The organism is Streptomyces fagopyri, assembly GCF_009498275.1.
GTDB lineage: Bacteria > Actinomycetota > Actinomycetes > Streptomycetales > Streptomycetaceae > Streptomyces > Streptomyces fagopyri.
The window spans coordinates 3036047-3062609 of the sequence record NZ_CP045643.1 but is presented as its reverse complement, the minus strand read 5'-3'; the positions used below and the strand labels follow the sequence as shown (position 1 = coordinate 3062609).

The 26563-nt window shown below is 71.6% G+C and carries 23 protein-coding genes and 5 tRNA genes; 20 read left to right on the top strand and 8 right to left on the bottom strand.

What is annotated here, in order from left to right:
- Positions 1–6: 6 nt before the first annotated feature.
- The gene (locus GFH48_RS13035) at positions 7–3822 is read right to left on the bottom strand and encodes a sensor histidine kinase (protein ID WP_153288428.1); all 3816 of its coding nucleotides are present in this window, start codon (positions 3820–3822) and stop codon (positions 7–9) included.
- Positions 3823–4420: 598 nt separating this feature from the next.
- Between GFH48_RS13035 and GFH48_RS13030 the strand changes: the two genes are divergently transcribed.
- The 10 genes from GFH48_RS13030 (at position 4421) to GFH48_RS12985 (ending at position 10801) form a co-directional block, all read left to right on the top strand.
- On the top strand, positions 4421–4609 hold the full coding sequence (locus GFH48_RS13030) for a hypothetical protein (protein WP_153288427.1): 189 nt from the start codon (positions 4421–4423) through the stop codon (positions 4607–4609).
- Positions 4610–4729: 120 nt separating this feature from the next.
- Complete coding sequence (locus GFH48_RS13025; protein ID WP_153288426.1) at positions 4730–5518, top strand: fumarylacetoacetate hydrolase family protein; 789 nt, start codon at positions 4730–4732, stop codon at positions 5516–5518.
- Positions 5511–6989 carry a glutamate--tRNA ligase gene (gene gltX, locus GFH48_RS13020; RefSeq protein WP_153288425.1) on the top strand — a complete coding sequence of 493 codons (1479 nt, stop codon included), beginning with the start codon at positions 5511–5513 and terminating at the stop codon, positions 6987–6989. Before GFH48_RS13025 ends, gltX begins: the two co-directional genes overlap by 8 nt.
- 191 nt (positions 6990–7180) lie before the next feature.
- Positions 7181–9412, top strand: coding sequence for a FlgD immunoglobulin-like domain containing protein (locus GFH48_RS13015; RefSeq protein WP_153288424.1), 2232 nt, complete (start codon positions 7181–7183; stop codon positions 9410–9412).
- A gap of 36 nt (positions 9413–9448) precedes the next feature.
- Positions 9449–10183 (top strand): HAD family hydrolase, encoded by a 735-nt coding sequence (locus GFH48_RS13010; RefSeq protein ID WP_153288423.1) that lies wholly within the window; start codon positions 9449–9451, stop codon positions 10181–10183.
- Between the two features lie 89 nt (positions 10184–10272).
- A tRNA-Gln gene (locus GFH48_RS13005) sits at positions 10273–10344 on the top strand.
- 42 nt (positions 10345–10386) lie between these two features.
- A tRNA-Glu gene (locus GFH48_RS13000) sits at positions 10387–10459 on the top strand.
- Positions 10460–10521: 62 nt separating this feature from the next.
- Positions 10522–10594 (top strand) — tRNA-Glu (locus tag GFH48_RS12995).
- Between the two features lie 33 nt (positions 10595–10627).
- Positions 10628–10699 (top strand) — tRNA-Gln (locus GFH48_RS12990).
- Positions 10700–10728: 29 nt separating this feature from the next.
- Positions 10729–10801, top strand: a tRNA-Glu gene (locus tag GFH48_RS12985).
- A 124-nt stretch (positions 10802–10925) separates the two neighbouring features.
- On the opposite strand, the gene GFH48_RS12980 is transcribed toward GFH48_RS12985, so the two are convergent.
- On the bottom strand, positions 10926–11570 hold the full coding sequence (locus GFH48_RS12980; RefSeq protein ID WP_153288422.1) for a MerR family transcriptional regulator: 645 nt from the start codon (positions 11568–11570) through the stop codon (positions 10926–10928).
- An 81-nt stretch (positions 11571–11651) separates the two neighbouring features.
- Between GFH48_RS12980 and GFH48_RS12975 the strand changes: the two genes are divergently transcribed.
- On the top strand, positions 11652–12200 hold the full coding sequence (locus tag GFH48_RS12975) for a DUF4188 domain-containing protein (protein ID WP_153288421.1): 549 nt from the start codon (positions 11652–11654) through the stop codon (positions 12198–12200).
- A gap of 195 nt (positions 12201–12395) precedes the next feature.
- Here GFH48_RS12975 and ndgR read toward each other — a convergent pair whose 3' ends face one another.
- Positions 12396–13112: an IclR family transcriptional regulator NdgR gene (gene ndgR / locus GFH48_RS12970; RefSeq protein WP_037625007.1), complete on the bottom strand. Its 717-nt coding sequence runs from the start codon at positions 13110–13112 to the stop codon at positions 12396–12398.
- Between the two features lie 190 nt (positions 13113–13302).
- Here ndgR and leuC point away from each other — a divergent pair, with 190 nt between their 5' ends.
- The 4 genes from leuC (at position 13303) to GFH48_RS12950 (ending at position 16642) form a co-directional block, all read left to right on the top strand.
- Complete coding sequence (gene leuC / locus GFH48_RS12965; RefSeq protein WP_153288420.1) at positions 13303–14730, top strand: 3-isopropylmalate dehydratase large subunit; 1428 nt, start codon at positions 13303–13305, stop codon at positions 14728–14730.
- Positions 14731–14733: 3 nt separating this feature from the next.
- Positions 14734–15327 carry a 3-isopropylmalate dehydratase small subunit gene (gene leuD / locus GFH48_RS12960; protein ID WP_153288419.1) on the top strand — a complete coding sequence of 198 codons (594 nt, stop codon included), beginning with the start codon at positions 14734–14736 and terminating at the stop codon, positions 15325–15327.
- Between the two features lie 289 nt (positions 15328–15616).
- On the top strand, positions 15617–15847 hold the full coding sequence (locus GFH48_RS12955; RefSeq protein ID WP_153288418.1) for an SCO5555 family protein: 231 nt from the start codon (positions 15617–15619) through the stop codon (positions 15845–15847).
- 138 nt (positions 15848–15985) lie between these two features.
- Positions 15986–16642, top strand: coding sequence for an HU family DNA-binding protein (locus tag GFH48_RS12950; protein WP_153288417.1), 657 nt, complete (start codon positions 15986–15988; stop codon positions 16640–16642).
- A 92-nt stretch (positions 16643–16734) separates the two neighbouring features.
- On the opposite strand, the gene GFH48_RS12945 is transcribed toward GFH48_RS12950, so the two are convergent.
- Positions 16735–16938: a hypothetical protein gene (locus tag GFH48_RS12945; RefSeq protein WP_148010644.1), complete on the bottom strand. Its 204-nt coding sequence runs from the start codon at positions 16936–16938 to the stop codon at positions 16735–16737.
- A gap of 1080 nt (positions 16939–18018) precedes the next feature.
- Positions 18019–18666, bottom strand: a complete 648-nt coding sequence (gene cofC / locus GFH48_RS12940; protein ID WP_153288416.1) for a 2-phospho-L-lactate guanylyltransferase — start codon at positions 18664–18666, stop codon at positions 18019–18021.
- A 145-nt stretch (positions 18667–18811) separates the two neighbouring features.
- Between cofC and GFH48_RS12935 the strand changes: the two genes are divergently transcribed.
- The 3 genes from GFH48_RS12935 to GFH48_RS12925 all read left to right on the top strand — a co-directional run bounded on the left by GFH48_RS12935 (position 18812) and on the right by GFH48_RS12925 (position 21975).
- Entirely contained in the window at positions 18812–19642 is an 831-nt protein-coding gene (locus GFH48_RS12935) for a lysophospholipid acyltransferase family protein (protein ID WP_153288415.1), read from the top strand.
- Positions 19639–20649, top strand: coding sequence for an NAD(P)H-dependent glycerol-3-phosphate dehydrogenase (locus GFH48_RS12930; protein ID WP_153288414.1), 1011 nt, complete (start codon positions 19639–19641; stop codon positions 20647–20649). The genes GFH48_RS12935 and GFH48_RS12930 overlap by 4 nt, the downstream gene beginning before the upstream one ends.
- A 168-nt stretch (positions 20650–20817) precedes the next feature.
- On the top strand, positions 20818–21975 hold the full coding sequence (locus GFH48_RS12925; RefSeq protein WP_153288413.1) for a D-alanine--D-alanine ligase family protein: 1158 nt from the start codon (positions 20818–20820) through the stop codon (positions 21973–21975).
- A 261-nt stretch (positions 21976–22236) separates the two neighbouring features.
- Here GFH48_RS12925 and GFH48_RS12920 read toward each other — a convergent pair whose 3' ends face one another.
- Both GFH48_RS12920 and GFH48_RS12915 read right to left on the bottom strand, forming a co-directional pair.
- On the bottom strand, positions 22237–22731 hold the full coding sequence (locus GFH48_RS12920; RefSeq protein ID WP_153288412.1) for a DUF3515 domain-containing protein: 495 nt from the start codon (positions 22729–22731) through the stop codon (positions 22237–22239).
- A 20-nt stretch (positions 22732–22751) separates the two neighbouring features.
- A complete protein-coding gene (locus GFH48_RS12915) occupies positions 22752–22985 on the bottom strand; it encodes an Lrp/AsnC family transcriptional regulator (RefSeq protein ID WP_003997603.1) in 234 nt (77 codons plus the stop codon).
- Positions 22986–23191: 206 nt separating this feature from the next.
- On the opposite strand from GFH48_RS12915, the gene GFH48_RS12910 reads away from it, so the two are divergent.
- Positions 23192–24157: a thiamine-phosphate kinase gene (locus tag GFH48_RS12910; RefSeq protein ID WP_153288411.1), complete on the top strand. Its 966-nt coding sequence runs from the start codon at positions 23192–23194 to the stop codon at positions 24155–24157.
- Positions 24158–24301: 144 nt separating this feature from the next.
- On the opposite strand, the gene rpmB is transcribed toward GFH48_RS12910, so the two are convergent.
- Positions 24302–24487: a 50S ribosomal protein L28 gene (rpmB, locus tag GFH48_RS12905; protein ID WP_153288410.1), complete on the bottom strand. Its 186-nt coding sequence runs from the start codon at positions 24485–24487 to the stop codon at positions 24302–24304.
- A 261-nt stretch (positions 24488–24748) separates the two neighbouring features.
- On the opposite strand from rpmB, the gene GFH48_RS12900 reads away from it, so the two are divergent.
- A complete protein-coding gene (locus GFH48_RS12900; RefSeq protein ID WP_153288409.1) occupies positions 24749–26518 on the top strand; it encodes a DAK2 domain-containing protein in 1770 nt (589 codons plus the stop codon).
- Positions 26519–26563 lie beyond the last annotated feature (45 nt).

Genomic DNA, 26563 nt, shown 5'->3' with positions numbered 1-26563 from the left:
GCTCAACTAACGCTCCTGCTGGTGAGTGGGGCTGGGGAAGCTGCCGGTCTGGCCGGTACCGGCCTGGCGACCCTGCTGAATGCCCCGACGGAGATTGGTCAGCCGGCCGCGTACGTCATCGGGCGCACGGGAGACCTGCGGACCTGTTTGGTGCTGTTGCTGCTGTGCCGTGCCCGCGACGAGGTTGGCTCGCGGGACCCGGCGCGGCAGGCCGGAGGTGGTGACCCCGCCTGCCGACGGTTGACGGACGCGCTCGGCCTGACGGCCGAGGTCGTCGTTCGGGGACGTCCGCCAGGAGGCGGAGGCCTGTGGGGTGGCGGCCCGCTGGGGGGCGACGGGAGCCTGGGGCTGCTGCTGGGGAGGCTGCGAGCCGTTGGTGTGGGCGCCGTTCTGAACGCCGTTCTGAACGCCGTGCTGAGCGCCGTTGTGCGCTCCGTTCTGCGCTCCGTTGTGGGAGCCGTTCGCCTGACCGTGGAACCAGTTGGTCTCCAGCGTGTCGTACAGCGGCGTACGTCCGTCACCGGGGCTGGTGGCCGGCGGCAGCGCCTCCGGCTCCTGGGCACGCGCGGGCCGCTGCTGCGGCCGCTCGTACTGACCGGTGGACGAGGGATCCTGGCCGTTTCCGTAGCCCGGGTTGGCGAACTGGCCGGTGGACGAGGGGTCCTGGCCGTTGCCGTATCCGGGCCGGGCGAACTGGCCGGTGGACGAGGGGTCCTGGGGGTTTCCGTAGCCCGGGTTGGCGAACTGGCCGGTGGACGAGGGGTCCTGGCCGTTGCCGTAGCCCGGGTTCACGAACTGACCCGTGGAGGACGGATTCGTGGTGGCGGTGCCGAACACGTCCGGGCGCACGAACTGGCCGGTGTTCTGGCCGTGGTTCTGGCCGTGGTTCTGCCCGTGGTTCTGCGGCGCGCCCATACCGGGGCGGGGGCCGTCGAAGTCGGGGCGGGCGAACTCGGAGGTGGAGGCGGGACCGTGACGGTCGTCGATGCGCGGCATCTCCGAGGTCGAGGCCGGGCCCTGCCGGTCGTCGATGCGCGGCATGCGCGAGGTGGCGTCGGGCTCCTCGTGACCGCGCGGGGAGTCCAGCGAGGCGCGCGGCACGGGCGGCTGCGCGTTCTCGTCGCTCCAGCTCGGCCGGGACTGCTGCGGGCTGCCACCGGGCAGCTCGGCACGCGGACCACCGCGTCCCGGCAGCTGCGGCCGGCGACGGCCGCCGCCCTTGTTGTTGCCCGAGGGCTGCTGCGGGGGAGCCGCCGCGGGGGCGCTGTCACCGAAGCTGAAGCCCTGGCGGGTACCGGGTCCGTCGCCGAAGCCCTGCGGATTACCGGCTCCGCCGGCCTGCGGGGCACCCGGCGCGCTCTGCCCGAAGACACTCGCACCGGCACCGGCCGGAGCCGGCCTGCCCTGCTGCGGGTTGCCCTGACCCTGCGGTCCGCGCGCTCCGCCCGGAGCACCCGGGCGACCGCCCTGGCCACTGCCGGGAAGCGCGGCCCGCGGACCCTGCCCCGCACCGACCTGTCCACGCTGCGGCGCACCGCCGAGGAGACCGCCACCGGCGGCGGGCGCGCCCGCTCCGAGGGACGGACCGCCCTGACCGCCACCCTGGCGGGCCGCGGCCACACCGGCCGAGGCCTGCGCGGCGGCCGGGCCGCCGGAGGAGGGAACGCCCTGGCCCGGCTTGCCCGGAGCCTTCTTGCCGCCCTGGGCGACATCGACGGGGAGCATGACGAGCGCGGTGGTGCCGCCGGAGTCCGACGGACGCAGCTGGATACGGATGCCGTGACGCTGCGACAGACGACCGACCACGAAGAGGCCCATGCGCCGGGAGACGGAGACGTCCACGGTGGGCGGCGAGGCGAGCCGCTCGTTGATCGCGGCGAGGTCCTCGGGGGACAGGCCGATACCGGTGTCGTGGATCTCGATCAGGACGCGGCCGTCGGGCAGCGCGTGACCGGTGACCTTGACCTTGGTCTGCGGCGAGGAGAACGAGGTGGCGTTCTCCAGCAGCTCGGCGAGCAGGTGCACGAGGTCGTTGACGACCCGGCCCGCGACCTGCGTCGTGGGGACCGAGGCCAGCTCGATGCGCTCGTACTGCTCCACCTCGGAGGCCGCGGCGCGGAGCACGTCGACCAGCGGGACCGGACGGGTCCAGCGGCGGCCGGGCTCTTCACCGGCGAGAACGAGGAGGTTCTCACCGTTACGGCGCATGCGGGTCGCGAGGTGGTCGAGCTTGAACAGGGAGGACAGCTGGTCCGGGTCGGCCTCGCGGGACTCCAGTTCGGAGATGAGCGAGAGCTGACGCTGGATGAGGCCCTGGGAACGGCGCGAGAGGTTGGTGAACATCGCGTTGACGTTGCCTCGCAGGAGGGCCTGCTCGGCGGCGAGGCGGACGGCCTCGCGGTGCACGTCGTCGAAGGCCGCGGCGACCTTGCCGATCTCGTCCCGGGAGTGCACACCGACCGACTCGACGGAGGTGTCGACGTCCTGCGGGTCCGACTCCGAGAGCTGCTTGACCAGCTCGGGCAGCCGGTCCTGGGCGACCCTGGTCGCGGTGTCCTGGAGGCGGCGCAGCGAGCGGATCATGGACCGGGCCACGACGAAGGCGCCGACGAGCGAGACACCGAGGACGAGGAGGATCAGCGCACCGGAGATGATCGCTTCCTGCTGGGAGGCGTTCTTCAGCTCACGGGACTTCTGCGTCATCTCGCCGAGCAGCGAGATCTCGATCTTCGCCATCTGGTCGATCTTGGCGGTGTCGGCGTCGATCCAGTCGACGTAGGACTTCTTGTCCTGGGTGCTCAGACCGCCCGCCGAGTCCAGCACGCGCTTGGCGTACTGGTCGGCCGCCTGGATGGTCGGGTTGGCCTGGTCGATGGGCTCGGTGAGAGTTTCGGCGCCGCTTCCGTAGATGCTCGCGAAGCTGGTGCGCTCGGAGGCCTCACTGTCCTGGGCCGAGGTCGCGTACAGCCGGTCGTTCTCGGAGATCTTGCCGAAGGTGTCGTTCTTCGTCGGCAGCGCGGCGGCGATGATCGCGCGCTGGATGGAGGCGTACTCCTTGGCCGACGAGAAGGCCGACAGGGCGCGGGTGCGCTGGATCATCTCCGGGTTGCTGGTCGCCTCCGCCATGTCCTGCGAGAGGTTGATCAGCTCGGTGATGAGGCGGTGATAACCGTCGACCGTCTGCGAGGCGTTCTTCGGGTCGCTGTAGGCCGCGTTGCGGATGGTGCCGAGCTTGTTCAGCTCGCCCGCGATGGCGACGAGGCTGTCGCGGACACCGGAGAGCTGTCCGCTCGCACTGGCGTCGTCGATCTCCTGCGTGCCGGAGAGGAACTGCGCCTTGGCGCGGTCCGTGGAGTCACGGACCGACTTGACCCGGTAGTCGCCGGCTGGGACGCCGTGCGCCAGTGGACCCGCCGACCCGTCGCGCTCCTTCTGGAGCGCGGCGGCCAGCTCGGTCGCCTGCTTCGTCATGTCCGTCAGCAGCTTCATGTTCTCGAGCTGCTGGATGTCGTCCATGGACTGGTTGATGCGCAGCGCGCCCAGTGTGGTCGCGGCGACCACGGGGAGCGCGAGCAGCGACACCAGGCGCGTGGAGATGCGCCAGTTGCGCAGTGCCACGCGGGAGCCGGGGCCCGGAGGGGCCTTCGGCTTCACGGGTGGGGTCTCGGGAGCCGCGGCGCCGGGGCGCGCGGAGCGCTCACCACCGCCGAGCTCTGATTGTCCCGGGTTCTGGGCGTGCTGGGGCGAGGAACCGCGGTCGGTCCCGCCGTGCGGCTCCGGCTCCGCCGAAGCGCTGCCATCCCTCTTGAAACGTCCCTGCACTAGCGTCGCAACCTCTGGACCAGGCGCCCCTCCGCGCAAACGGCGGGACGGTGTCGGCGTCGTTCAGGGGCGCAGACGCGCCCCCTGGTGTGGTCGTGAGTGACCGGCGCTGCTCCCCCTCCCCGCCGCCACTCGGCGCTGAGTCGCGCCTCCTGCGCGCCGGTTCGATCCCGCGGCGGTTCGAGGAATTCCAGCACAGTGCAGGATCTCCAACAAGGGCCATGTACCAGGCTGTGACCACCGTGACAGCTTGTGAGGGCAAGGTCACGACACGTAGAAAGTGATCTCGTACATTCCGGTCTTATCCCTACGATCCAGCGAGGTGCGGGGGGTGTCCCAGTCGCCATGATCAGGAGCGGAATGTTGGGTTCAATGGAGTAATGTCCTTTTCGCCGGAGGGGGTTGGCGGCCTGAATTGACCGGTTTGGCATCCCCCGAGTGAGCAAACTCACACGCCGATCATGAGGTCTTCACGGCTTCTACCGGGAATCGCATGTTTAGCCTGGCGCTTTACAGGGATGGCAAATCCGACAACCTGCGCCGACACGGGGGCTCTTGAGCCCGCCCGGCGCCCGCTCTGACGAGGTCGAACGCAACAGTGAAGACGACGATGATGTTCCGCAACATAGCCAACCCGCGACGCACCACGCTGGCGCACCTCGAGGACGCCGACGCGATGCAGGCGCTGGAGCAGCCGGAGCACTCGGTCGACCTCCCCGCGCAGACCGCCAACCCGCGGCGCACCATCCTCATGGAAGCCCCGGTCGCGGCCTCCGTCGCCGACTAGTACGCACGCCGGCCGCCGCCCGATCACCGCGCCGACCGATATGCGCGGGGCGCGGACCCCTCTCCGCGTTAGCCTGGGGCGTCAGACTCCAGCCAGCTCAGTGAGGGGCGCAAGGATCCCGTGCGCATCGCCAGGTTCTCCATCGACGGCAACGTCGCGTTCGGCGCGGTCGAGGGCGACAAGCCGGACGAGCTCGTCCTCGACATCATCAAGGGCATCCCGTTCGCGGACTTCGAGCTCTCCGGTACGAAGGTCCCCCTCGGCAAGGTCCGGCTGCTGCCGCCGGTGCTCCCGAACAAGGTCGTGGCCTTCGGCCGCAACTACGCGGAGCACGCGAAGGAGCTGGGCAACGAGGTGCCCGACGCCCCGTTCGCCTTCTTCAAGCCGTCGACCTCGGTGATCGGCCCCGGCGACGACATCCGGTACCCCTCCTTCTCGAACGAGGTGCACCACGAGGCCGAGCTCGCCGTGGTGATCGGCCGGATGTGCCGCGAGGTGCCCCGTGAGCGCGTGAAGGACGTCATCCTCGGCTACACCTGCGCCAACGACGTCACCGCGCGCGACGTCCAGAAGCGCGAGAAGCAGTGGGCGCGGGCCAAGGGCTTCGACAGCTCCTGCCCGCTCGGCCCCTGGGTGGAGACGGACCTGGACCTCTCCGCGATCTCCGAGGGCATCACCATCCAGTGCACGGTCAACGGGCAGCAGCGCCAGCTCGGCCGCACCAGCGAGATGACCCACAGCGTCGAGGACCTGATCGTCAACATCACCGAGGCCATGACGCTGCTCCCCGGCGACGTGATCCTCACCGGCACCCCCGCTGGGGTCGGCCCCCTGAACGTCGGCGACGAGGTCGCCGTCACCATCGAAGGCATCGGCACTCTCACCAACAAGGTGATCAAGCGTGGCTAACCCGAACGTCCGTGTACGTTTCTGTCCCTCCCCGACCGGCAACCCCCACGTGGGCCTGGTCCGTACGGCGCTGTTCAACTGGGCGTTCGCCCGGCACAACGAAGGCACCCTCGTCTTCCGTATCGAGGACACGGACGCGGCCCGCGACTCCGAGGAGTCGTACGGCCAGTTGCTCGACGCGATGCGCTGGCTGGGCTTCGACTGGGACGAGGGCCCCGAGATCGGCGGCCCGCACGCGCCCTACCGCCAGTCGCAGCGGATGGACCTCTACAAGGACGTCGCCCAGAAGCTGCTGGACGCCGGCCACGCGTACCACTGCTACTGCACCACCGAAGAGCTGGACGCCCGCCGCGACGCCGCCCGCGCCGCCGGCAAGCCCTCCGGCTACGACGGTCACTGCCGCGACCTCTCCGCCGAGCAGAAGGCCGCGTACGAGGCCGAGGGCCGCACGTCGATCGTCCGCTTCCGGATGCCCGACGACACGATCACCTTCACGGACCTGGTCCGCGGCGAGATCACGTACCTCCCGGAGAACGTGCCGGACTACGGGATCGTACGAGCCAACGGCGCGCCCCTGTACACGCTGGTCAACCCGGTCGACGACGCCCTGATGGAGATCACCCACGTCCTGCGCGGCGAGGACCTGCTCTCCTCCACCCCTCGGCAGATCGCCCTCTACAAGGCGCTGACCGAGCTGGGCATCGCCAAGGAGATCCCGGCCTTCGGCCACCTCCCGTACGTCATGGGCGAGGGCAACAAGAAGCTCTCCAAGCGCGACCCGGAGTCCTCGCTCAACCTCTACAGGGAGCGCGGTTTCCTTCCCGAGGGACTGCTCAACTACCTCTCCCTGCTGGGCTGGTCGCTCTCGGCGGACCGCGACATCTTCGGCATCGACGAGATGGTCGCCGCCTTCGAGGTCACGGACGTGAACCCGAACCCGGCCCGCTTCGACCTGAAGAAGGCCGAGTCGATCAACGGCGACCACATCCGGCTGCTCGACGTGAAGGACTTCACGGAGCGCTGCGCCCCCTGGCTGAAGGCACCCTTCGCCCCCTGGGCGCCGGAGGACTTCGACGAGGCGAAGTGGCAGACGATCGCCCCGTACGCGCAGTCCCGGCTCAAGGTCCTCTCCGAGATCACGGACAACGTCGACTTCCTGTTCCTGCCGGAGCCGGCCCACGACGAGGCCTCCTGGACGAAGGCGATGAAGGAGGGCTCGGACGCGCTCCTGCGGACGGCCCGCGAGAAGCTGGACACGGCCGACTGGTCCTCCCCGGAGGCACTCAAGGAGGCCGTCCTGGCCGCCGGTGAGGAGCACGGCCTCAAGCTCGGCAAGGCCCAGGCCCCGGTCCGCGTCGCCGTCACCGGCCGCACGGTCGGCCTGCCGCTCTTCGAGTCCCTGCAGATCCTGGGCAAGGAGACGGCGCTGGCGCGGGTCGACGCGGCGCTGACGAGGCTCGCGGCGAAGTAACGGTCCGTCCCGGCGGACCACACGGCACACTGACAGCGGGGCGGCGTCCGGTTCGGACGCCGCCCCGCCGCTGTACACCCAGTGGTCGCCGGGAGTTCACCCTTCCTGTCAACTCCCGCCCCCAGAAACCCCTTTGGATGTCCGAGCAGGCGCGTGACGCGCCTGCTCACCATGTTCCAGGGGAGGCGGACGTGACCCGTTCACGAAGACTTGTCGGGCTGGCCCTCAGCGGAGCCGTGGCTCTGACCTGCGCGGTGCGGACCGTGCCCGCCCAGGCCGCGCCGGCCGCCGACACCCCGGTCGCCACGGTCCAGCTGAACCGGGCCACGCCCCCCGAGGTGCTCTTCGGCTGGGCCGGAGCCTCCGGTTTCCGTTACACGCTGCCCGACACCGGATCGTCGACGGCTCACTGGGCGGACCACCCGGGCTACACGCCGCCCGCGCACGCCGGCCCGGACGACCTGGCCACCGGCACCGACGTGATCACCACCGGGGGAGTCGGCACCGTCACCCAGAAGCACCAGTCCACCGGGGTGAGTGTCACCCTCACCGTGCCCCAGGGGCAGACCTACAAGGCCGCCGTCGGCTGGAGCGCGCTCACCCAGGACGCGGACGGCGCCCTGCACGTCCTGCGCGCGGCAGGCGACGGCACCACCACCGACCTCCCGGTCACCGGCCTGCCGTCCGGGGCGGCGCCGGACGGCGTGTTCCGCACGGGCGGCTCGGTGCGCAGGCTCGCCGTCGGCTACACCCTCGACGGCGTCGACTCGCTCGGCCTGATCGACCTCGCCGACGGCACCTTCCGCTCCTACGTCACCGGCGTGACCTCCACGGGACCGGTCAGGTTCAACGACCGCTGGCTCGTCGCCGGGAACAGGGTGGCCCGGATCGACGCGGCACCTGGCACCGACCCCGTACCCGCCCCCACCTACGGCGACTACAAGATCCAGGGCGTCGTCGGCGACCAGCTGATGCTCGCCGACCCGTCCGTGGTCTTCAGCCCCGACACCTACCGGCTGGTGGGCATCTCCCTGGCCGACGGCGTGCGGACCACGGTCATCGACCGCTCCAGCGGCAGCTACACCCCCACCCTCGACGGCGGTCTGCTCGCCACGGCGGGCCCGTCCAGCGCCGACTGGCACGTCTACCGGGTCACGCCCACCGGGACCGGCGCCACCGCCGCGCCGGTGCTCGACGTCGAGGCGAACCGGGCGACGATCGAGGGCATCATGCTCGCCGGCGGAGAGCTCCTGATGTACGGCAACACCACCGACCAGGGCGGCTACGACGCCGTCCACGGCGTCCAGCTCGACGCCGCCGGCCGCCCGGCCGGGCCCCAGACCCACCGCGCCTCACTGCTGAACCCCTCGCCGTGCCTGGCCGGCGACGTGGCCTGCCCCCAGTTCGAGGCACTCGGCGACGGCGGCTTCGCCTACCTGTCCACGGGCGCGGACGGCAAGGAGTCCGTCCACGTCACCGGACGCACACCCAACACGTACGCGACCGTGGCCACCGGCTCCTCCGGCGGACGCATCGGCACGGGCACCGGCCGCTACGTCCTCTACAACGGCGGAACGCCGGGCGCGCAGAAGGTCGCCGACTTCCCGCGCGGCGCCGGCGGCGAGACCGCGCTCGACCGCACCCGCACCGCCGCCGCCGTCTGGGGCCAGCGCCTGTGGACGCCGGGCAGCTCCCTCGGCAGCGTCGTGGCGTACGACCTGAAGTCGAGGAAGAACCCTGCCACCGTGGCCACCGGCGCCCCGTGCACGCCCAGCGAGATCCAGGCCGTCGACGCCTGGCTGTACTGGAGCTGCGGCGCGTCCGGTCCCGCGGGCGTCTACGACCGCGCGACCGGCCGCGCCATCACCGTGCCGGCCGGCCAGGCCCGGCTCGCCGACGGCTACCTGGTCCGCGAGAACCGCACCACGCACGAACTGCTGCTCACGGACTTCCACGCGGGATCGGCGACCACCCGCACGCTGGCCGTGCTGCCGGCGACCGACCGGGACACGGGCGGCAACACCGGCCGCTGGACCGTCGACCGCTTCGGCGGCAACGTCGCCCACCTGACCGACCGCGGCCAGGTGGCGCTCGTCACCGCGGGCGTGCCCACCTCGCCGCTCGCGCAGATGGAGGCCCAGACCGACGCCGCGCCCGGCCCGACGACCGCCGAACCGTGGCAGCCCGTCTGGCAGCTGAGCAAGCCCTCGGCCTGGACCCTCCAGCTGATCAGCGCCACCGGCACGGTCGTCCGCACCCTCACCGGCACCTCCACCGCCGCCGCGGTGCGCGCCTCGTGGGACGGCGCGACCACGGCGGGGGGCAGGGCGCCCCGGGGCACGTACACCTGGAAGCTGACCGCCGCGCCGCGTGACGACGAAGGACCCGGCCTCCTCCTGACCGGTACGACCACCGTCGACTGACGGACGCCCCGGCCCGCCCGGGGTTACCGTCGGACCATGACTGTGCGGGCCGTGGTGTGGGACGTCGACGACACGCTCTTCGACTACACGACAGCGGACCGGGCCGGGATGCGCGCGCATCTCGTGGCCGAGGGCCTGCTCGACGGGTACGCGTCCGTCGAGCAGGCCCTCGCCCGCTGGCGGGAGATCACCGACCGGCAGTGGGCGAGGTTCGCGGCGGGGGAGTCGGACTGGGAGGGGCAGCGCCGGGACCGGGTGCGGGAGTTCCTGGGCGAGCCGCTCGGCGACGCCCGCGCGGACGCCTGGTTCCAGCGGTATCTGGCGCACTACGAGGCGGGATGGGCGCTCTTCCCCGACGTACTGCCGGCCCTCGACGCCCTCGCCGAGAGCCACCGGCACGCGGTCCTGTCCAACTCCAGCGTCCACAACCAGGAGCGCAAGCTCCGCGTCCTGGGCGTGCGCGACCGGTTCGAGGCGCTCCTGTGCGCGGCGGAGCTCGGCGTCTCCAAGCCCGCGGCCGAGGCATTCCACGCCGCCTGCCGGGCCCTCGGCCTGCCGCCCGGTCAGGTCGCCTACGTCGGCGACCACCCGGAGATCGACGGACGCGGCGCAGCCGACGCGGGTCTGCTCTCCGTCTGGATCGACCGTGACGGCACTCACACCGCGGTCGGCGGCCCACCGACGGGCCCGCACCGGATCGTCTCGCTGGCCGAACTCCCCGCAGTCCTCCGCGCCGATACCCGTTTTGGAGCGCCGTCCACCTTCAGGTAATGTTCTTCCTGCGCCGCCGAGAGCGGGCCGAAAGGCCGGAGCTCGGAGGCGCAAGCTAAAACAAGATCCCTACTGGGATTGAGTTTCAGTGGCCTATGGTGTAATTGGCAGCACGACGGTTTCTGGTTCCGTTAGTCTAGGTTCGAGTCCTGGTAGGCCAGCTCGCAGAGCTCATCTGCACCCGCGGAGACCAGCTCCGCAAAGCCCCCGTTGTGTAGCGGCCTAGCACGCTGCCCTCTCACGGCAGTAGCGCCGGTTCGAATCCGGTCGGGGGTACAGATCCTTCTCAGGGAGGCAGTCCGGGTCGCACCCGCTGCCTCTCATGCAGGATCGCTAGGGCCCCCGTTGTGTAGCGGCCTAGCACGCTGCCCTCTCACGGCAGTAGCGCCGGTTCGAATCCGGTCGGGGGTACTGGTCCAGGCCATCTGATGGTCTGAACCGCTATGGGCTATGGTGTAATTGGCAACACTACGGTTTCTGGTACCGTCATTCTAGGTTCGAGTCCTGGTAGCCCAGCTCGGATTCTGCGGAAGCGCATGATCCTTGCCCCCGTTGTGTAGCGGCCTAGCACGCTGCCCTCTCACGGCAGTAGCGCCGGTTCGAATCCGGTCGGGGGTACAGAGTCCTACGGGCCTCCACTTCGGTGGGGGCCTGTAGGCGTTTCCCGGACGCCCCGGCCCTTTCGCCGCGCGGCCCGCCTCCTCCCGTCGTACGGTCCGAGACGCCTCGCCCGTACGGCGGCTCACTCGATGCCGTACCGCCGAGCGGACTCCTGTTCCTGCGCCAGCCGGTGCAGCGCGCGAAGCACCGGCTCGAAGAGCACCGCCGAGGCGACCGCGGTCTCCACCCGCTCCGCGTCGGACGTGTGCGTCTCCAGGTGGTCCAGATCCCGCACGGCCACCTGGTGCATCAACTCCGCGTACGGTGTGAGGAGTTCCGCATCCCAGGAATAGCCGAGCCGGATCAGCGTCGCCACCGCCGCCACCAGCGAACGGTGCACGGGGGAGAGCGGGGCGAGTTCCCGCGCGGTCTCCCAGCCCAGGTCCGCCAGCAACTGGTCCACCTCGCGGCGCGCGGACCGCACGGCCGGGTCCTGATCGTCCGGCTCGGGCTCCTGCGGCAGCGCCCACAGGGCCGCCCCCAGCCGGATCGTCCGGCCCAGGGACTCGTCGTCGACGTGCCCGAGGACCTCCCTGGCCGTGGCCACCGGCACCCGGCCCACCTGGATCAGCGCCCGCACCAGCCGCAGCCGGCGCAACTGGCTCTCGTCGTAGTCCGCCGTGGTCGCGTTGACCTGGCGCCCGGGAGCCAACAGCCCTTCCCGCAGGTAGTACTTGATCGTCGCGGTGGACACCCCGCTCCGCTCGCTCAACTCCGCCAGCCGCATCTCTTGCGCCCTTCGTTGGGTGGCGCCACTATCCAAGCATGGCGCCATCGGATAGCGCCGCTCACCAACGGAGGGGACGAGATGTCCGGCACCCGTGTGACCGCAGGCCGTACCACCGCAGCCGCCGAGGGGGACGTGGTCGTCCTGTTGATCGGTATGCGCGTCAACCACTTCTGGGCGGTGCACCAGTGGGTACCGGTGTTCTTCGCCATGCTGCGCATGGTGCGGGAGCTGGAGAAGGAGCCCCGCCGGGGCCTGCTCGGCCGCGTCCTGCTGACGGCGTCGCCGCGCACGTACTACGTCGTCCAGTACTGGGAGTCCAAGGAGAAGCTCTACGTGTACGCGTCGGCGCCCGACATGTTCCACCACAAGGCGTGGGTGATCATCAACCGCAAGGAGCGGGCGGGCGGGCTCCGGCAGCACGTGGGGATCTGGCACGAGACGTACGTCGTGCCGGAGGGGTCGTACGAGTCGATCTACGCGGACATGCCGCCCTTCGGACTGGCCGCCGCGCACGGGTCCCTGCCGGTGGAGAAGCGGGGGCGGCGGGCGGCGGACCGGTTCGCGCACCGGTCGCCCCGGGCAGCGGCGGAGGAGACGGAGTCGCAGATCGGGGGAGGCGCGGGTTGACCGGCCCGCGCCGGGCGTTCGAGGCCGAACGCGCGGCTTCTCGCGCTCCTGCGGGGGTGGTGGTCCGGCGGGCTGCGCGGGTCGTCCGTGGCCGGGCGGGGGGCTCCTCGCACTCCTGTGGTCGTGCGGGCCGGGGGACGGGCCTGCCGCGGCGTTGAGGCCGGCTCGTCCCCCGGGACACACCCGGAGTGCGGATCAGCCGGTGCGGCGCAGGGCCTCGGAGAGACGGCCGGCGGCGTCGATGACCGCCTGGGCGTGCATCCGGCCCGGATGCCGGGTCAGGCGCTCGATCGGCCCGGAGACCGAGACGGCGGCCACCACGCGGTTCGACGGTCCGCGCACCGGCGCGGAGACGGAGGCCACACCCGGCTCGCGCTCGCCGATCGACTGGGCCCAGCCCCGGCGCCGTACGCCCGACAGCGCCGTCGCCGTGAAGCGGGCGCCCTGCAGGCCCCGGTGCAGCCGCTCCGGCTCCTCCCAGGCCATCAGGATCTGGGCCGAGGACCCGGCCTTCATGGTGAGCGTGGAACCGACCGGGACGGTGTCCCGAAGGCCGGACAGACGCTCGGCCGCCGCGACACAGATGCGCATGTCGCCCTGGCGGCGGTAGAGCTGGGCGCTCTCGCCCGTGATGTCCCGCAGATGCGTGAGCACCGGGCCCGCCGTGGCGAGCAGACGGTCCTCACCGGCGGCCGCGGCCAGCTCGGAGAGGCGCGGTCCGAGAATGAAGCGCCCCTGCATGTCGCGCGCCACCATGCGGTGGTGTTCCAGCGCCACGGCGAGACGATGTGCCGTGGGTCGTGCCAGTCCGGTCGCCGCGACCAGACCCGCGAGGGTGGCCGGACCGGACTCCAGAGCGCTCAGGACAAGGGCTGCCTTGTCCAGTACGCCGACGCCGCTACTGTTGTCCATGAAACGATACTCGCGTCTCACTCTGTGAAACGCAAGTTCAATTTCCGGTGGAAAGCGCCACCCTTGTAGACACAGCGGCCCGCGGACCAACGGGCCTGGCGGACGACGTCCGGACGAGGGGTACGAACGTCTGCCGCCCCGGAAATCTCTAGTTGGGCCGGCGCCACACAGGCCGGCCGGAGGGAAAGCGATGGGTAGGACACTCGCGGAGAAGGTCTGGGACGACCATGTCGTCCGGCGCGCCGAGGGCGAGCCCGACCTCCTCTACATCGATCTGCACCTGCTGCACGAGGTGACCAGCCCCCAGGCCTTCGACGGTCTCCGTCAGGCGGGGCGCCCGGTGCGGCGTCTCGACCTCACCATCGCCACCGAGGATCACAACACCCCGACCCTCGACATCGACAAGCCCATCGCGGACCCGGTCTCCCGGGCCCAGCTGGAGACGCTGCGCAAGAACTGCGCCGAGTTCGGTGTGCGCCTGCACTCGCTGGGCGACGTCGAGCAGGGTGTCGTCCACGTCGTGGGACCGCAGCTGGGCCTGACCCAGCCGGGCACCACCGTGGTCTGCGGCGACTCGCACACCTCCACGCACGGCGCCTTCGGCGCGCTGGCGTTCGGCATCGGCACCTCGCAGGTCGAGCACGTGCTGGCCACCCAGACGCTGCCGCTGGCCCGTCCCAGGACCATGGCCATCACGGTCGACGGCGAGCTGCCCGAGGGCGTCACCGCCAAGGACCTGATCCTGGCGATCATCGCCAGGATCGGCACCGGCGGCGGCCAGGGCTACATCCTGGAATACCGCGGCTCCGCCATCGAGAAGCTCTCGATGGAGGCCCGGATGACCATCTGCAACATGTCGATCGAGGCCGGCGCCCGCGCGGGCATGATCGCCCCCGACGAGACGACCTTCGCCTATCTCGCGGGACGCGCCCACGCGCCCGAGGGCGAGGACTGGGACGCGGCGGTCGCCTACTGGAAGACGCTGAGGACGGACGAGGACGCGGTCTTCGACGCCGAGGTCGTCATCGACGGTCCCTCGCTGGCCCCGTTCGTCACCTGGGGCACCAACCCCGGTCAGGGCGCCCCGCTTTCGGCGGCCGTCCCCGATCCGGCTTCGTACGAAGACGCTTCGGAGCGCTTCGCCGCCGAAAAGGCCCTGGAATACATGGGGTTGACCGCCGGACAGCCGCTGCGCGACATCGAGGTCGACACCGTCTTCGTAGGTTCGTGCACCAACGGTCGCATCGAGGATCTGCGGGCCGCCGCCGCGATCGTCGAGGGCCGCAAAGTCGCCGAGGGCGTACGGATGCTGGTGGTCCCCGGATCCGCGCGGGTCGGTCTGCAGGCCGTCTCCGAGGGCCTGGACGTCGTCTTCAAGGAAGCCGGCGCCGAATGGCGGCACGCGGGCTGCTCGATGTGTCTGGGCATGAACCCCGACCAGCTGGCCCCCGGTGAGCGCTCCGCGTCCACCTCCAACCGCAACTTCGAGGGCAGGCAGGGCAAGGGCGGCCGTACGCACCTGGTCTCCCCGCAGGTCGCCGCCGCCACCGCCGTGCTGGGCCATCTGGCCTCCCCGGCCGACCTGTCCGACGCCCGTACGCCCGCTGGAGTCCGATAAGCCATGGAAGCATTCACCACGCACACCGGCCGGGCCGTCCCGCTGCGCCGCAGCAACGTCGACACCGACCAGATCATCCCCGCCCACTGGCTCAAGAAGGTGACCAGGGACGGCTTCGAGGACGGGCTCTTCGAGGCCTGGCGCAAGGACCCGTCCTTCATCCTCAACCAGCCCGAGCGCAAGGGCGCCACGGTCCTGGTCGCGGGCCCCGACTTCGGTACGGGCTCCTCCCGCGAGCACGCCGTCTGGGCCCTGCAGAACTACGGCTTCAAGGCCGTCGTCTCGTCCCGCTTCGCGGACATCTTCCGGGGCAACTCGCTCAAGAACGGCCTGCTCACGGTGGTTCTGGAGCAGAAGACCGTGGACGCGCTGCAGGAACTCGCCGAGAAGGACCCGCAGGCCGAGATCACGGTCGACCTGGAGGCCCGCGAGGTGCGCGCCGAGGGCATCACCGCCGCCTTCGAACTCGACGAGAACGCCCGCTGGCGGCTGCTGAACGGCCTGGACGACATCTCCATCACCCTCCAGAACGAGGGCGACATCGCGGAGTACGAGGTCAAGCGGCCGTCGTACAAGCCGAAGACGCTCCAGGTCTGACGTCCGGCGCGCGGCGCGACCCGCCGCGCGACCGTCGCACAGCTGATTTCAGCCACCGCAACACCCCTCTGTACCCCCAATCGTGGACGGTTGGGGGTACAGCTGCGTCTGCCCCCGGAAGGCCTCCGCGCGCCGCCTCGAAGGGCACCAACTACCGCATTTCCAAAGGGAATTGCCTAGGTACGCACGGCTTGTGGCGATGGCGCCCCGAGGCCTCCAGGACCCCCTCGGAGCGCGGCAGTTACCCCCTGGGCAGGCGACAACTCGCCCCAGATGGCACAATCTGTGCATGGAACACGACGGCCAACTCCAGCTCTATACGGCAGTCGCGGTCCAACTCAAGGAAGCGCACACAAGAGTGCGTGCACTGCAAGTCCCGGAGGGCGTACGGATGGCGCTGACCCGGAAGCTGCTGGTCATTACGGCCGTGGCCAAGCACGATCTCGCCGATGCGGCAAGGCGGCTGGAGCGGTTCACCACCGACCTCGACGAGGGCCGATTCCTCGAAGGGGAACGCTGAGGAACTCCGCTGCAGCCCGAGTTCGTTGCGGCACAAGGGTGATTAGCCCGTTTCGTGTTTGATTTGCGGTATATATCTGCCTAACGTGCGAAAAAGCTTGAACGCATTCGTTCGGGCAATGTCTCCGAAGGGGAAGACGTGAACAAGGCGCAGCTCGTAGAAGCGATTGCCGACAAGGTCGGCGGGCGTCAGCAGGCCGCCGACGCGGTCGACGCGGTACTGGACGCCATCGTCCGTGCGGTTGTCGGCGGGGACCGGGTCTCGGTCACCGGCTTCGGTTCCTTCGAGAAGGTCGACCGTCCGGCTCGTTACGCCCGCAACCCGCAGACGGGTGAGCGCGTTCGGGTCAAGAAGACCTCGGTGCCGCGCTTCCGCGCCGGTCAGGGCTTCAAGGACCTGGTGAGCGGCTCGAAGAAGCTCCCGAAGAACGACGTCGCGGTCAAGAAGGCCCCCAAGGGCAGCCTCTCCGGCGGCGCCTCGGCCACCGTCAAGAAGGCCGCGGCCAAGAAGGCCACCACCGCCAAGAAGGCGACGGCCAGGAAGACCACCGCCGCCGTGAAGAAGACGGCCGCGAAGAAGACCACCACCGCCGCCGCGAAGAAGACGGCGACGACGGCCAAGAAGGCCACCGCCAAGAAGACCACGGCGACGGCCAAGAAGGTCGCGGCGAAGAAGACGACGGCCAAGAAGGCCACCGCCAAGAAGGCCCCGGCCAAGAAGGCGACGGCCAAGAAGGCCCCGGCCAAGAAGTCGACGGCTCGCAAGACGACCGCCAAGAAGACCACCGCCCGCTGAGAAGCAGGGGCGCAGGGCACCTCACGCGCCGGGCCGGGCTCCCACGGGGAGCCCGGCCCGCGGCGTGTCCGGGGACGGCCGGGCGGGCCCGGTCAGAACGTCTGGAGCGTCACGAGGGTGATCCGCCGCGCCGCGCCGTCACCCTCGGTCTCGATGCGCACGCGCTGCCCCGGGCGCAGCAGTCGCAGACCGCCGGCGTCGAACGCCGCGCCGTCGAAGGGCACGGGGGTGCCGTCGTCGAGCAGCACCTGCCCGCTACGGGTCTCGGGGTCGTACGTGTACGCGGTCGCCTGCATGCCGGGAGTTTATCGAGCACCGGTCCCGCCGGGGGTGCGTACCGGGGGACTGGGAGGGGGAGCGGGCGGGCCGCGGCGACGGAGGGCGTGACGGGGGCCGTACGGCGCCGAGGGGCCGCTCCGCGGACACGCCGCCGGCTCGCCGGTCCGGATTTGCCAGGGAGCCGTGGGCGGGGCTCCTGAGGGCGCCGTCCGGGCTTCGGGACGCCGCGGGGCGGCCGGGGTCGCCCGCGGGTCCGGTGCCGGACCCCGGACGACCGGTCGGACGTGCGTTGTGCGCGTGGCGGGCGGGGAGCCCCTGTCGGCGAGGGGTGGACGGTACGCGGGAGGGGACGAAGACGGGGACGGGGACGGAGACCTCGGTGGTTCGAGGCGCGGCCGGCGTACGGCCTGCGGGCCGGGCCTCGGGGGCGGTGGGCCGGGCCTCGCGCGTCCGGTGTGTGGACCCCGGGCCCTGGGCGGACCCCGGGCCCTGGGCGGACCCCGGGGTCCGCTGCCACGACCCGGGTGCGGGGCCTCGGGGGCGTGGCAGTGGCCGCCGCGCATCCGACGGCGGCCCGCGCAGGCTTGGTGCGGGTCCTGCGGGTCCTGCGGGTCCTGCGGGTCCTGCGGGTCCTGCGGGTCCTGCCGGTCCCGCGAGACCGCGCACCCGGCACCACGGCATCCACGCGTCGGCCCACCGACGCCCGGCACCGACCGCCAGGGCCCTGACGACGTGTCCCGACGGAGGCCTTCACAGGCCCGGTGCCGGTCCGCTGCCGGTCCTGTGCGCCCGGTGGCGGGTCTTCGCGGGCCGGGCGCCGGGAGCGGATGCCGGGACGCGCGTCGTGCGTCCGCCTGCTGTCGCGGTGTCGGGTCCAGGAACGGGGGCCGACGTTCACGGGCCGGTGTCGGGTCCGGGCCCCGGGCCCCGTGCGAGGCCGCCCACGGGGCGGACGCCGGACACCGGACCGTGCGTGCGCCGGGCTCGGACGGTCCGGAGGCTCGATGCGGGCCCTCGGTGTCGGCCGCCCCGACCCGGACCGAGGACGGCGCCCGCGGGTCCGGGTGACGGGGACCGGGGGCCGCGGCGGCCCGGGGTCAGGTGCCGGACTGGCCGGGGATGAGGAGTCCGGCCGCCACCGCGGCCGTGCGCGGGCCCACGCCCAGGGCGAGCGCCGCGCGCAGGTCGTCACCGGTGTCCACGTCCTGGCGTACGGAATCCACCGCGGGCACGAGGAGTTCCGCGGCGCCCGACGCGCGGTGCCGGGCACGCGAATCGGTACCGAAAGCCGGGCGCAATTCACGGCCCGGTGAGGCGGCCAGCAGCGTGGTGCCGATTGCCGCCGCGTCGGCGAGAAATGCGCGCGGGAATTCGGCCGCGGCGTCGAGTACCCGGGCCAATTCCGTGGGGCGCAGCGCGGGCAGATCGGCGTTCAGGGCCGCCACCGCGCATTCGGGGCTGTGGGAACGTACGACGGCCGCCGCGTGCGCCAGCGCCGCGTTCAGGCCGCCGTCCGGCTCGTCCGGGACGATCCGCGCGCCCAGTGCCGCCAGCTCCCGCCCGGCCAGCACGTCGTCCGTGACTACCGCCACATCGCGGACGGCCGCGCAGGCCAGCGCGGCGGCCACGGTGTCCTGTGCGAACGCGAGGGCGAGTCCCGGGCGCACTCCGTCGGCAGCGGTGTCCGACAGCCTGCTCTTGGCCCGCGCCAGGGGTTTGAGGGGTACGACCAACGTCCACTGCACGGGCGCTCCGTTCCTGCCTTGTCGCGCCCATTGTGACCCGGTGGCCCTGGCGGTCCGGACGTCGGGGCGTACGGTGTTCTCGACAGACCGGCGGCCTGGGGCGACACTTGTGCGGCCCCCCAGGCCCAAAGAGGAAGGTGCCCGCGTGCCCCGCCGCAGAATCGGCTTCTGGTACCGCTTCGCAGCGGTTCTCTGCAAACCGCCGCTCGTGGTTCTGATCAAGCGGGACTGGCGTGGAATGGAGAACATTCCGGCCGAGGGCGGATTTATTACCGCGGTGAACCACAATTCGCATGTGGACCCGTTCGCGTACGCCCACTATCAGTACAACACCGGGCGTGTTCCGCGTTTCCTGGCGAAGGCCGGGCTTTTCAGGAAGGGATTCGTGGGGGCCGCGATGCGCGGCACCGGACAGATCCCCGTCTACCGCGAGAGCACCGACGCGCTGAGCGCCTTCCGGGCCGCGATCGACGCCGTGGAGCGCGGTGAATGCGTCGCGTTCTACCCCGAGGGCACCCTCACCCGTGACCCCGACGGCTGGCCGATGACCGGCAAGACCGGGGCCGCGCGCGTCGCTCTGCAGACCAAGTGCCCGGTGATCCCGGTCGCCCAGTGGGGCGCGAACGAACTGCTCCCGCCGTACGCCAAGAAGCCCGACATCCTTCCGCGCAAGACCCACCACGTGCTCGCGGGCCCCCCGGTGGACCTCTCGGCCTTCTACGACAGGGAGATGAGCCCGGACCTCCTCAAGGAGGCCACCGAGGTCATCATGGCCGCTGTCACCGCGCTGCTGGAGGAGATCCGCGGCGAGAAGGCGCCCGAGACGCCCTACGACCCGCGTCAGGTGCGGATCGAGCAGCGCAGGCGCACCGCGGCCCAGGAGAAGACCCAGGAGACGGCCCAGGCGCAGACACGTGCCCATGCCCAGGGGACGGCGCAGGTACAGGCACAGCGTGAAGAGGGGCAGGGCACGTGAGCAAGCCCGTGAAGGCGGCCGTCTTCGGGTCCGGGTCGTGGGGTACGGCCTTCGGCATGGTGCTCGCCGACGCGGGGTGCGAGGTCACCCTGTGGGGCCGGCGCGCGGAACTCGCCGAAGCGGTCAACTCCACGCACACGAACCCGGACTACTTGCCGGGCGTCGAACTCCCCGGGAACCTGCGGGCCACCACCGACGCCGCCGAGGCCGCGCGCGACGCCGACTTCACCGTGCTCGCGGTGCCCTCCCAGACCCTGCGGGCCAACCTCGCGGACTGGGTGCCGCTGCTGGATCCGGACACCGTGCTCGTCTCCCTCATGAAGGGCGTCGAACTCGGCTCGGCCATGCGGATGAGTGAAGTGATCGAGGACGTCGCCAAGGTCGGCGCCGACCGCGTCGCCGTGGTGACCGGGCCCAACCTCGCACGGGAGATCGCCGCCCGGATGCCGGCCGCCGCCGTCGTCGCCTGCACCTCGGAAGCGGTCGCCCAGCGCCTCCAGGCCGCCTGTCACACCCCGTACTTCCGCCCGTACACCAATACCGACGTGGTGGGCTGCGAACTCGGCGGGGCGGTCAAGAACGTCATCGGTCTCGCCGTCGGCATCGCGGACGGGATGGCCCTCGGCGACAACGCCAAGGGCTCGCTCATCACGCGCGGGCTCGCCGAGACCACCCGGCTCGGCCTCGTCATGGGCGCCGACCCGCTGACCTTCTCCGGACTGGCGGGCCTCGGCGACCTGGTGGCCACCTGCTCGTCGCCCCTCTCGCGCAACCACACCTTCGGCACCAACCTCGGCAGGGGCATGACCCTGCGGGAGACCATCGCCGTCACCAAGCAGACCGCCGAGGGTGTCAAGTCCTGTGAGTCCGTGCTCGATCTGGCCCGTCGGCACGGCGTCGACATGCCCATCACCGAGACGGTCGTCGGCATCGTCCACGAGGGCAAGCCGCCGGTCGTCGCGCTCAAGGAACTGATGTCGCGCAGCGCGAAGCCCGAACGCCGCTGAGCCGTCGCGCCGCCGCCCCGTCACCGGCCGGACGGGCGGCGCGCGGTGCTCCGTGACGCCTTCCGCGGCACCGGGGATCAACGCTGTGCGACCACTCGCGCGACGCTGAGCAACGGCCGTCGCGGGGCGCTGACTCAGCGCGCTACCACCGGGTACTCTCAACGCGATATGAGCACCGAGAACCTCCCCCAGAGCCCTGAGCAGCCGCCTCGCAAGCCGCGCGTGGCCGTCGTCTTCGGCGGGCGCAGCTCCGAACACGGGATCTCCGTGGTCACGGCCGGCGCCGTGCTGCGCGCCATCGACCGGACGAAGTACGACGTCCTGCCGATCGGCATCACCCTGGACGGCCGTTGGGCGCTCACCGCCGACGAGCCGGAGCGGATGGCCATCGTCGACCGGCAGCAGCCGAGCGTGGACCTCCTCGCGGAGTCGGCCGAGGGCGGCGTGATCCTGCCCGTCGACCCGTCGAACCGCGAAGTCGTCTACAGCGAGCCCGGATCCGTCCCCAAGGCCCTGGGCGAGGTCGACGTCGTCTTCCCCGTGCTGCACGGCCCCTACGGGGAGGACGGCACGCTCCAGGGGCTCCTGGAGCTCTCCGGGGTCCCGTACGTCGGCTCGGGCGTGCTCGCCTCGGCCGTCGGCCAGGACAAGGAGTACATGAAGCGGGTGTTCACCTCCTTCGGGCTGAAGGTGGGCCCGTACACGGTGATCCGTCCCCGGGAGTGGGAGCTCGACCCGGCCGGTGCCCGCGAGCGCGTCGCCGAGTTCGCGGGGGAGCACGGCTGGCCGCTGTTCATCAAGCCCGCCCGTGCCGGCTCGTCGTTCGGCATCACCAAGGTCGACTCCTTCGAGGGCCTCGACGAGGCGTTCGAGGAGGCCCGGCGCCACGACCCGAAGATCATCGTGGAGGCGCTGCTGCGCGGCCGGGAGATCGAGTGCGGGGTCCTGGAGTTCGAGGACGGCCCGCGCGCCAGTGTGCCGGCCGAGATCCCGCCGGTGCAGTCCCACGACTTCTACGACTTCGAGGCGAAGTACATCGATTCGGCCCCGGGCATCGTGCCCGCGCCGCTCACCGAGGAGCAGACCGCCGAGGTGCGGCGCCTGGCGGTCGAGGCCTTCGACGCGGCGTCGTGCGAGGGTCTCGTCCGCGCGGACTTCTTCCTCACCGAGGACGGCGAGTTCGTGATCAACGAGATCAACACGATGCCGGGCTTCACGCCGATCTCGATGTACCCGCGGATGTGGGAGGAGACCGGGGTCGACTACCCGCGGCTGGTCGACCTCCTGGTGCAGGCGGCGCTGCGGCGCTCCACCGGCCTGCGGTAGGTCCTGGATCCGGGTAGATCCTGGATCCGGGTAGATCCTGGATCGAGGGCCGGACGGGCCGGACGGGCCGGGCCGGACGGCTGGGGCCGGACGATCGGTCGCCGTGGGGGCCGGGCACGCCGGTCCCCGGCCTCACCACTCCGGTCCGGCTGTCGCGGCCACTGCGGTCCGGCGGTTCCGGCCGCTCCGTCGCGGCCACTGCGGTCCGCCCGGTTCGTTCCGGCCGGTTCGTTCTGTTCCGGGCGGTTCAGCCCGTTCGTCTCAGTCGGCGATCCCCGCGGGGATCGCCTTCTTGATGGGCGCCGCCAGATCGACGAGCGCGGCCGAACCGTCCCGCTGGGCCCACTTCTTCGGCACGCTGACCTCGACGTACGCCCGGCGCAGACTGCTGGTGAAGCGGTACGCCCCGTCGTCCCGCTTCTCCATCAGCCAGCCGACTCCGTTCACCTCGCCGCTGAGCGCTTCCATGTCGCTCATCTTCGAGGGTCGTTCGACACCACAGCGCAGTATGATCGCCGGGCTTCCCCAGCCCGCGGTCAGCGCGGACCGGGGCTCGGGATCGTTCCGGTCGAGGCCGTCCACCTTCTTCGGCAGCACCTTGTCCAGGTCCCGGCACAGCGCGGAGACCTTCGCGCCCGGACCGGGAACCACGGCCGAGGCGCCGTCGTCTGCTGAGGAGCAGCCCGTGACGGTGATCAGCAGGGCGAGAACGGGCAGCCCGAGAAGAGTGGTGTGCCGGTGACGGGAAGAGTTCACCGGCCAAGGGTAGACGGGGGTTAGAGGTGCACCACCGGGCAGGTCAGGGTACGGGTGATGCCATCCACTTGCTGGACTTTCGCGACCACCATGCGGCCGAGATCGTCCACCGTGTCGGCCTGGGCCCGCACGATCACGTCGTACGGTCCTGTCACGTCCTCGGCCTGGATCACCCCCGGGATCTTGCTGATCGTTTCGGCGACGGTCGACGCTTTGCCGACCTCCGTCTGGATCAGGATGTACGCCTGTACCACGGAACCTCCAGGGCGGCCACGAGGATCATGTGGGGAAAAGGAACGCCACGGTATCGCGTCGCCGCTCGCCGCGGGGAGACCCGCGGTGACTGGGGCTTGCGCGCCGGGGTGAGCGGACTGCACAAGTTGACGGTCAACTCGACCGTACCGAGGACAGAGACGGCTCGCTACCGGGCACCGGTGGCGGCAGAGGGAGCAGTACGACGATGAAGGGCACCGTGGGCGAGTTGGGGGAGTTCGGGCTCATCAAGGAGCTCACTTCGCGTCTCACCACCACCCCGGCGGTCCGGGTCGGCCCCGGCGACGACGCCGCGGTGGTGGCCGCGCCCGACCGCAGGGTCGTGGCGAGCACCGACATCCTCCTGGAGGGCCGGCACTTCCGCCGGGACTGGTCGACTGCGTACGACGTCGGGCGCAAGGCGGCCGCCCAGAACCTCGCGGACATCGCCGCGATGGGCGCCGTACCGACCGCGCTGCTGCTCGGTCTCGTCGTACCGGCCGAACTCCCGGCGACCTGGCCGTCCGAGCTGATGGACGGGATCCGTGACGAGTGCCAGGTCGCGGGCGCGGCCGTGGTCGGCGGCGACGTCGTACGGGGCGACACCATCACCGTCGCGATCACCGCGCTCGGCGACCTGCGCAACCACGAGCCGGTGACGCGGGGCGGCGCGCAGCCCGGCGACGTGATCGCCGTCACGGGCTGGCTCGGCTGGTCGGCGGCCGGGCACGCGGTGCTCTCCCGCGGCTTCCGTTCGCCGCGGGCCTTCGTCGAGGCGCACCGCCGCCCCGAACCGCCGTACCACGCGGGCCCCGCGGCCGCCGGGCTCGGGGCGACGGCGATGTGCGACGTGAGTGACGGGCTGATCGCCGACCTGGGGCACATCGCCGAGGCGAGCAAGGTCAGGATCGACATCCGCTCGGGCGCCATCGACATCCCGTCGCAGATGAACGACATCGGCCAGGCCGTCGGCGTCGACCCGATCCAGTGGGTGCTGACCGGCGGCGAGGACCACGCGATCGTCGCGGCCTTCCCGCCGGACGTGAAGCTGCCCGCGCGCTGGAAGGTGATCGGCGAGGTCCTCAACCCCTCCGCGCTGCCGCAGGTCACGGTGGACGGCGCGCCGTGGACCAGCAAGGGCGGCTGGGACCACTTCGGTGACATCGAGTCGTGAGACGGCCGGGGCCGGTGCGGTGCGCGTCGAGGGCGTGCGCCGTGCCTTCCCCCGGCCTCGCGCGCGGACAGCAGAAAACCCGCCCACCGTGAGGTGGACGGGTTCAGTGCAAGCGAACCAGCAGTGGCCGCGCGCTGGCGGTTGTCAGCGCGTCACCTTGCCGGCCTTGATGCACGAGGTGCAAGCGTTCACGCGCTTCGGCGTCCCGCTCACCACGGTACGTACACGCTGGATGTTGGGGTTCCAGCGGCGGGAAGTACGGCGGTGCGAGTGCGAGATGTTGTTGCCGAAGCTCGGCCCCTTGCCACAGACGTCGCAGTTGGCAGCCACGGGTCACTCCAAAGACTTCAGATGCACTTACGGTGGATCCCGGCATGCCGGGATCAAGATCTAGGATCTGAGTGGCGGTGCCAGGGGGAAGGCCCGATCGGAATCGGGCAACTGGAGCAGCATACAACGACTGCGTCCGGAGAACGAAACTACCATGGCGGCCCCCGGGGCCGGCCCCGGCCCTCCTCCGGACCCGCTACCGTCAGTAACCCGCTCTGGGTCTACGCTGCGTCCCAGTCCAGCAGCTCAAGGGAGGCGCAGGTGCCGCAGGTGCCGCAGACATTGGATGCTCTCGCGGTGCGCACCTGGTGCGGCCTCGCGCTGGAGGCGCTGGGACGGGCCCGCGAGGAGATCGACGCCATCAATGTCTATCCGGTGGCCGACGGGGACACCGGGACGAACCTCTATCTGACCGTGGAGTCGGCGGCGGCGGCGGTGGAGGCGGTCTTCGCCGGCCACGAGACGGTCGCCGCCGCGGGCGCCGGCCGCGCGAGCGCGGCGGGCGGACGGCCCACGCTCGCCGACGCGGTGCGGGCGATGGCGCACGGGGCGCTGATCGGGGCCCGCGGCAACTCCGGGACGATCCTCGCGCAGCTGCTGCGCGGTATGGCGCTGGTGCTGGCCGCCGACGGCGAGAGCGCTCACACCGATGCCGGGGGACTGCGTCTCGCCCTGCGGCAGGCCGCCGACTCCGCGCGTGAGGCCGTCGCGCACCCGGTCGAGGGCACGGTCCTCACCGTCGCCGCGGCCGCCGCCGAAGCGGCCGGAGGTGCCGAGGGCGACTGCGCGACGGTCGCGCGCGCGGCCTACGACGGAGCGTGGGCCGCTCTCGTGGCGACCCCCACGCAACTTCCCGTGCTGGCCCGTGCCGGTGTGGTCGACGCGGGCGGCCGGGGGCTGGTCGCGGTGCTGGCGGCACTGGTGGAGACGTTCACGGGGGAGTCCCCGCGCGCCGGGTGGGCGCTGGGCGAGGCGCACGCGCGCGTGGCGGTGGCGGCCGGCCCCGTGACCGAGGCCGGCGTGGCCGGCGGTGCGCGTCCCGCTCCCGGCGACGCCGCCGGGTACGCCGACCCCGGATGCGCGGACGACCGGCCGGACGACGGAGGACCGGCCTTCGAGGTCATCTACCTCCTGGAGGCGGAGGACACGGCCGTGACGCGGTTGCGCGAGCGCCTCGACCGCCTCGGGGACTCGCTCGTGGTCGTCGGCGGCGACGGACTGTGGAACGTCCACGTCCATGTGGACGACGCGGGCGCCGCGGTGGAGGCGGGTGTCGAGGCCGGACGGCCGCACCGCATCAGGATCACGCACTTCGGGCTCGGCGACGCGCACACCGCCGGTGCGGCGGGGCTGCCGCCGCGGGAGCGGGCGCAGCGGGCCGTCGTGGCCGTGGTGCCCGGCGAGGGACTGGCCGGGCTGTACGCCGAGGCCGGGGCGACCACCGTGCTCGCGCGGCCCGGCGAGCCGCCCGCCAGCGGGGAGCTCGTGGACGCCGTACGACGGGCCCACGCGCGCGAGGTGGTGCTGCTGCCCAACGACGCCGACCTGCGGCACACCGCGGCGGCCGCGGCGGAACAGTCCCGTACGGAGGGGGTGCGGGTCGCGCTGATCCCGACCCGGTCCGCGGTCCAGGGCATCGCCGCGCTGGCCGTGCACGAGCCGGGGCGGCGCTTCGACGAGGACGTCGTCGCCATGACCTCGGCGGCGGGTGCCACCCGGTACGCCGAGGTCGCCGTCGCCGAGCGGCAGTCCTGGACCATGGCGGGCATCTGTCAGGCCGGGGACGTTCTCGGCCTGATCGAGGGGGACGTGGCGGTGATCGGTGCGGACATCGCGGCCACGGCCGAGGCGGTCATCGACCGCATGCTCGCCGCCGGTGGGGAGATGGTGACGCTGGTCCTCGGCGACGAAGCGCCCGGGGCGATCGCCGCGCGCCTCGAATCGCGGGTCAGGGAGACGTACCTGGCGGTCGACACGGTGGTGTATCGAGGGGGCCGGCAGGGCGCGTTGCTGCTGATCGGGGTCGAGTAGCACCCGCGGCCCGACACACCCCGGGGAGTCCCGCCCCCGCCGCCC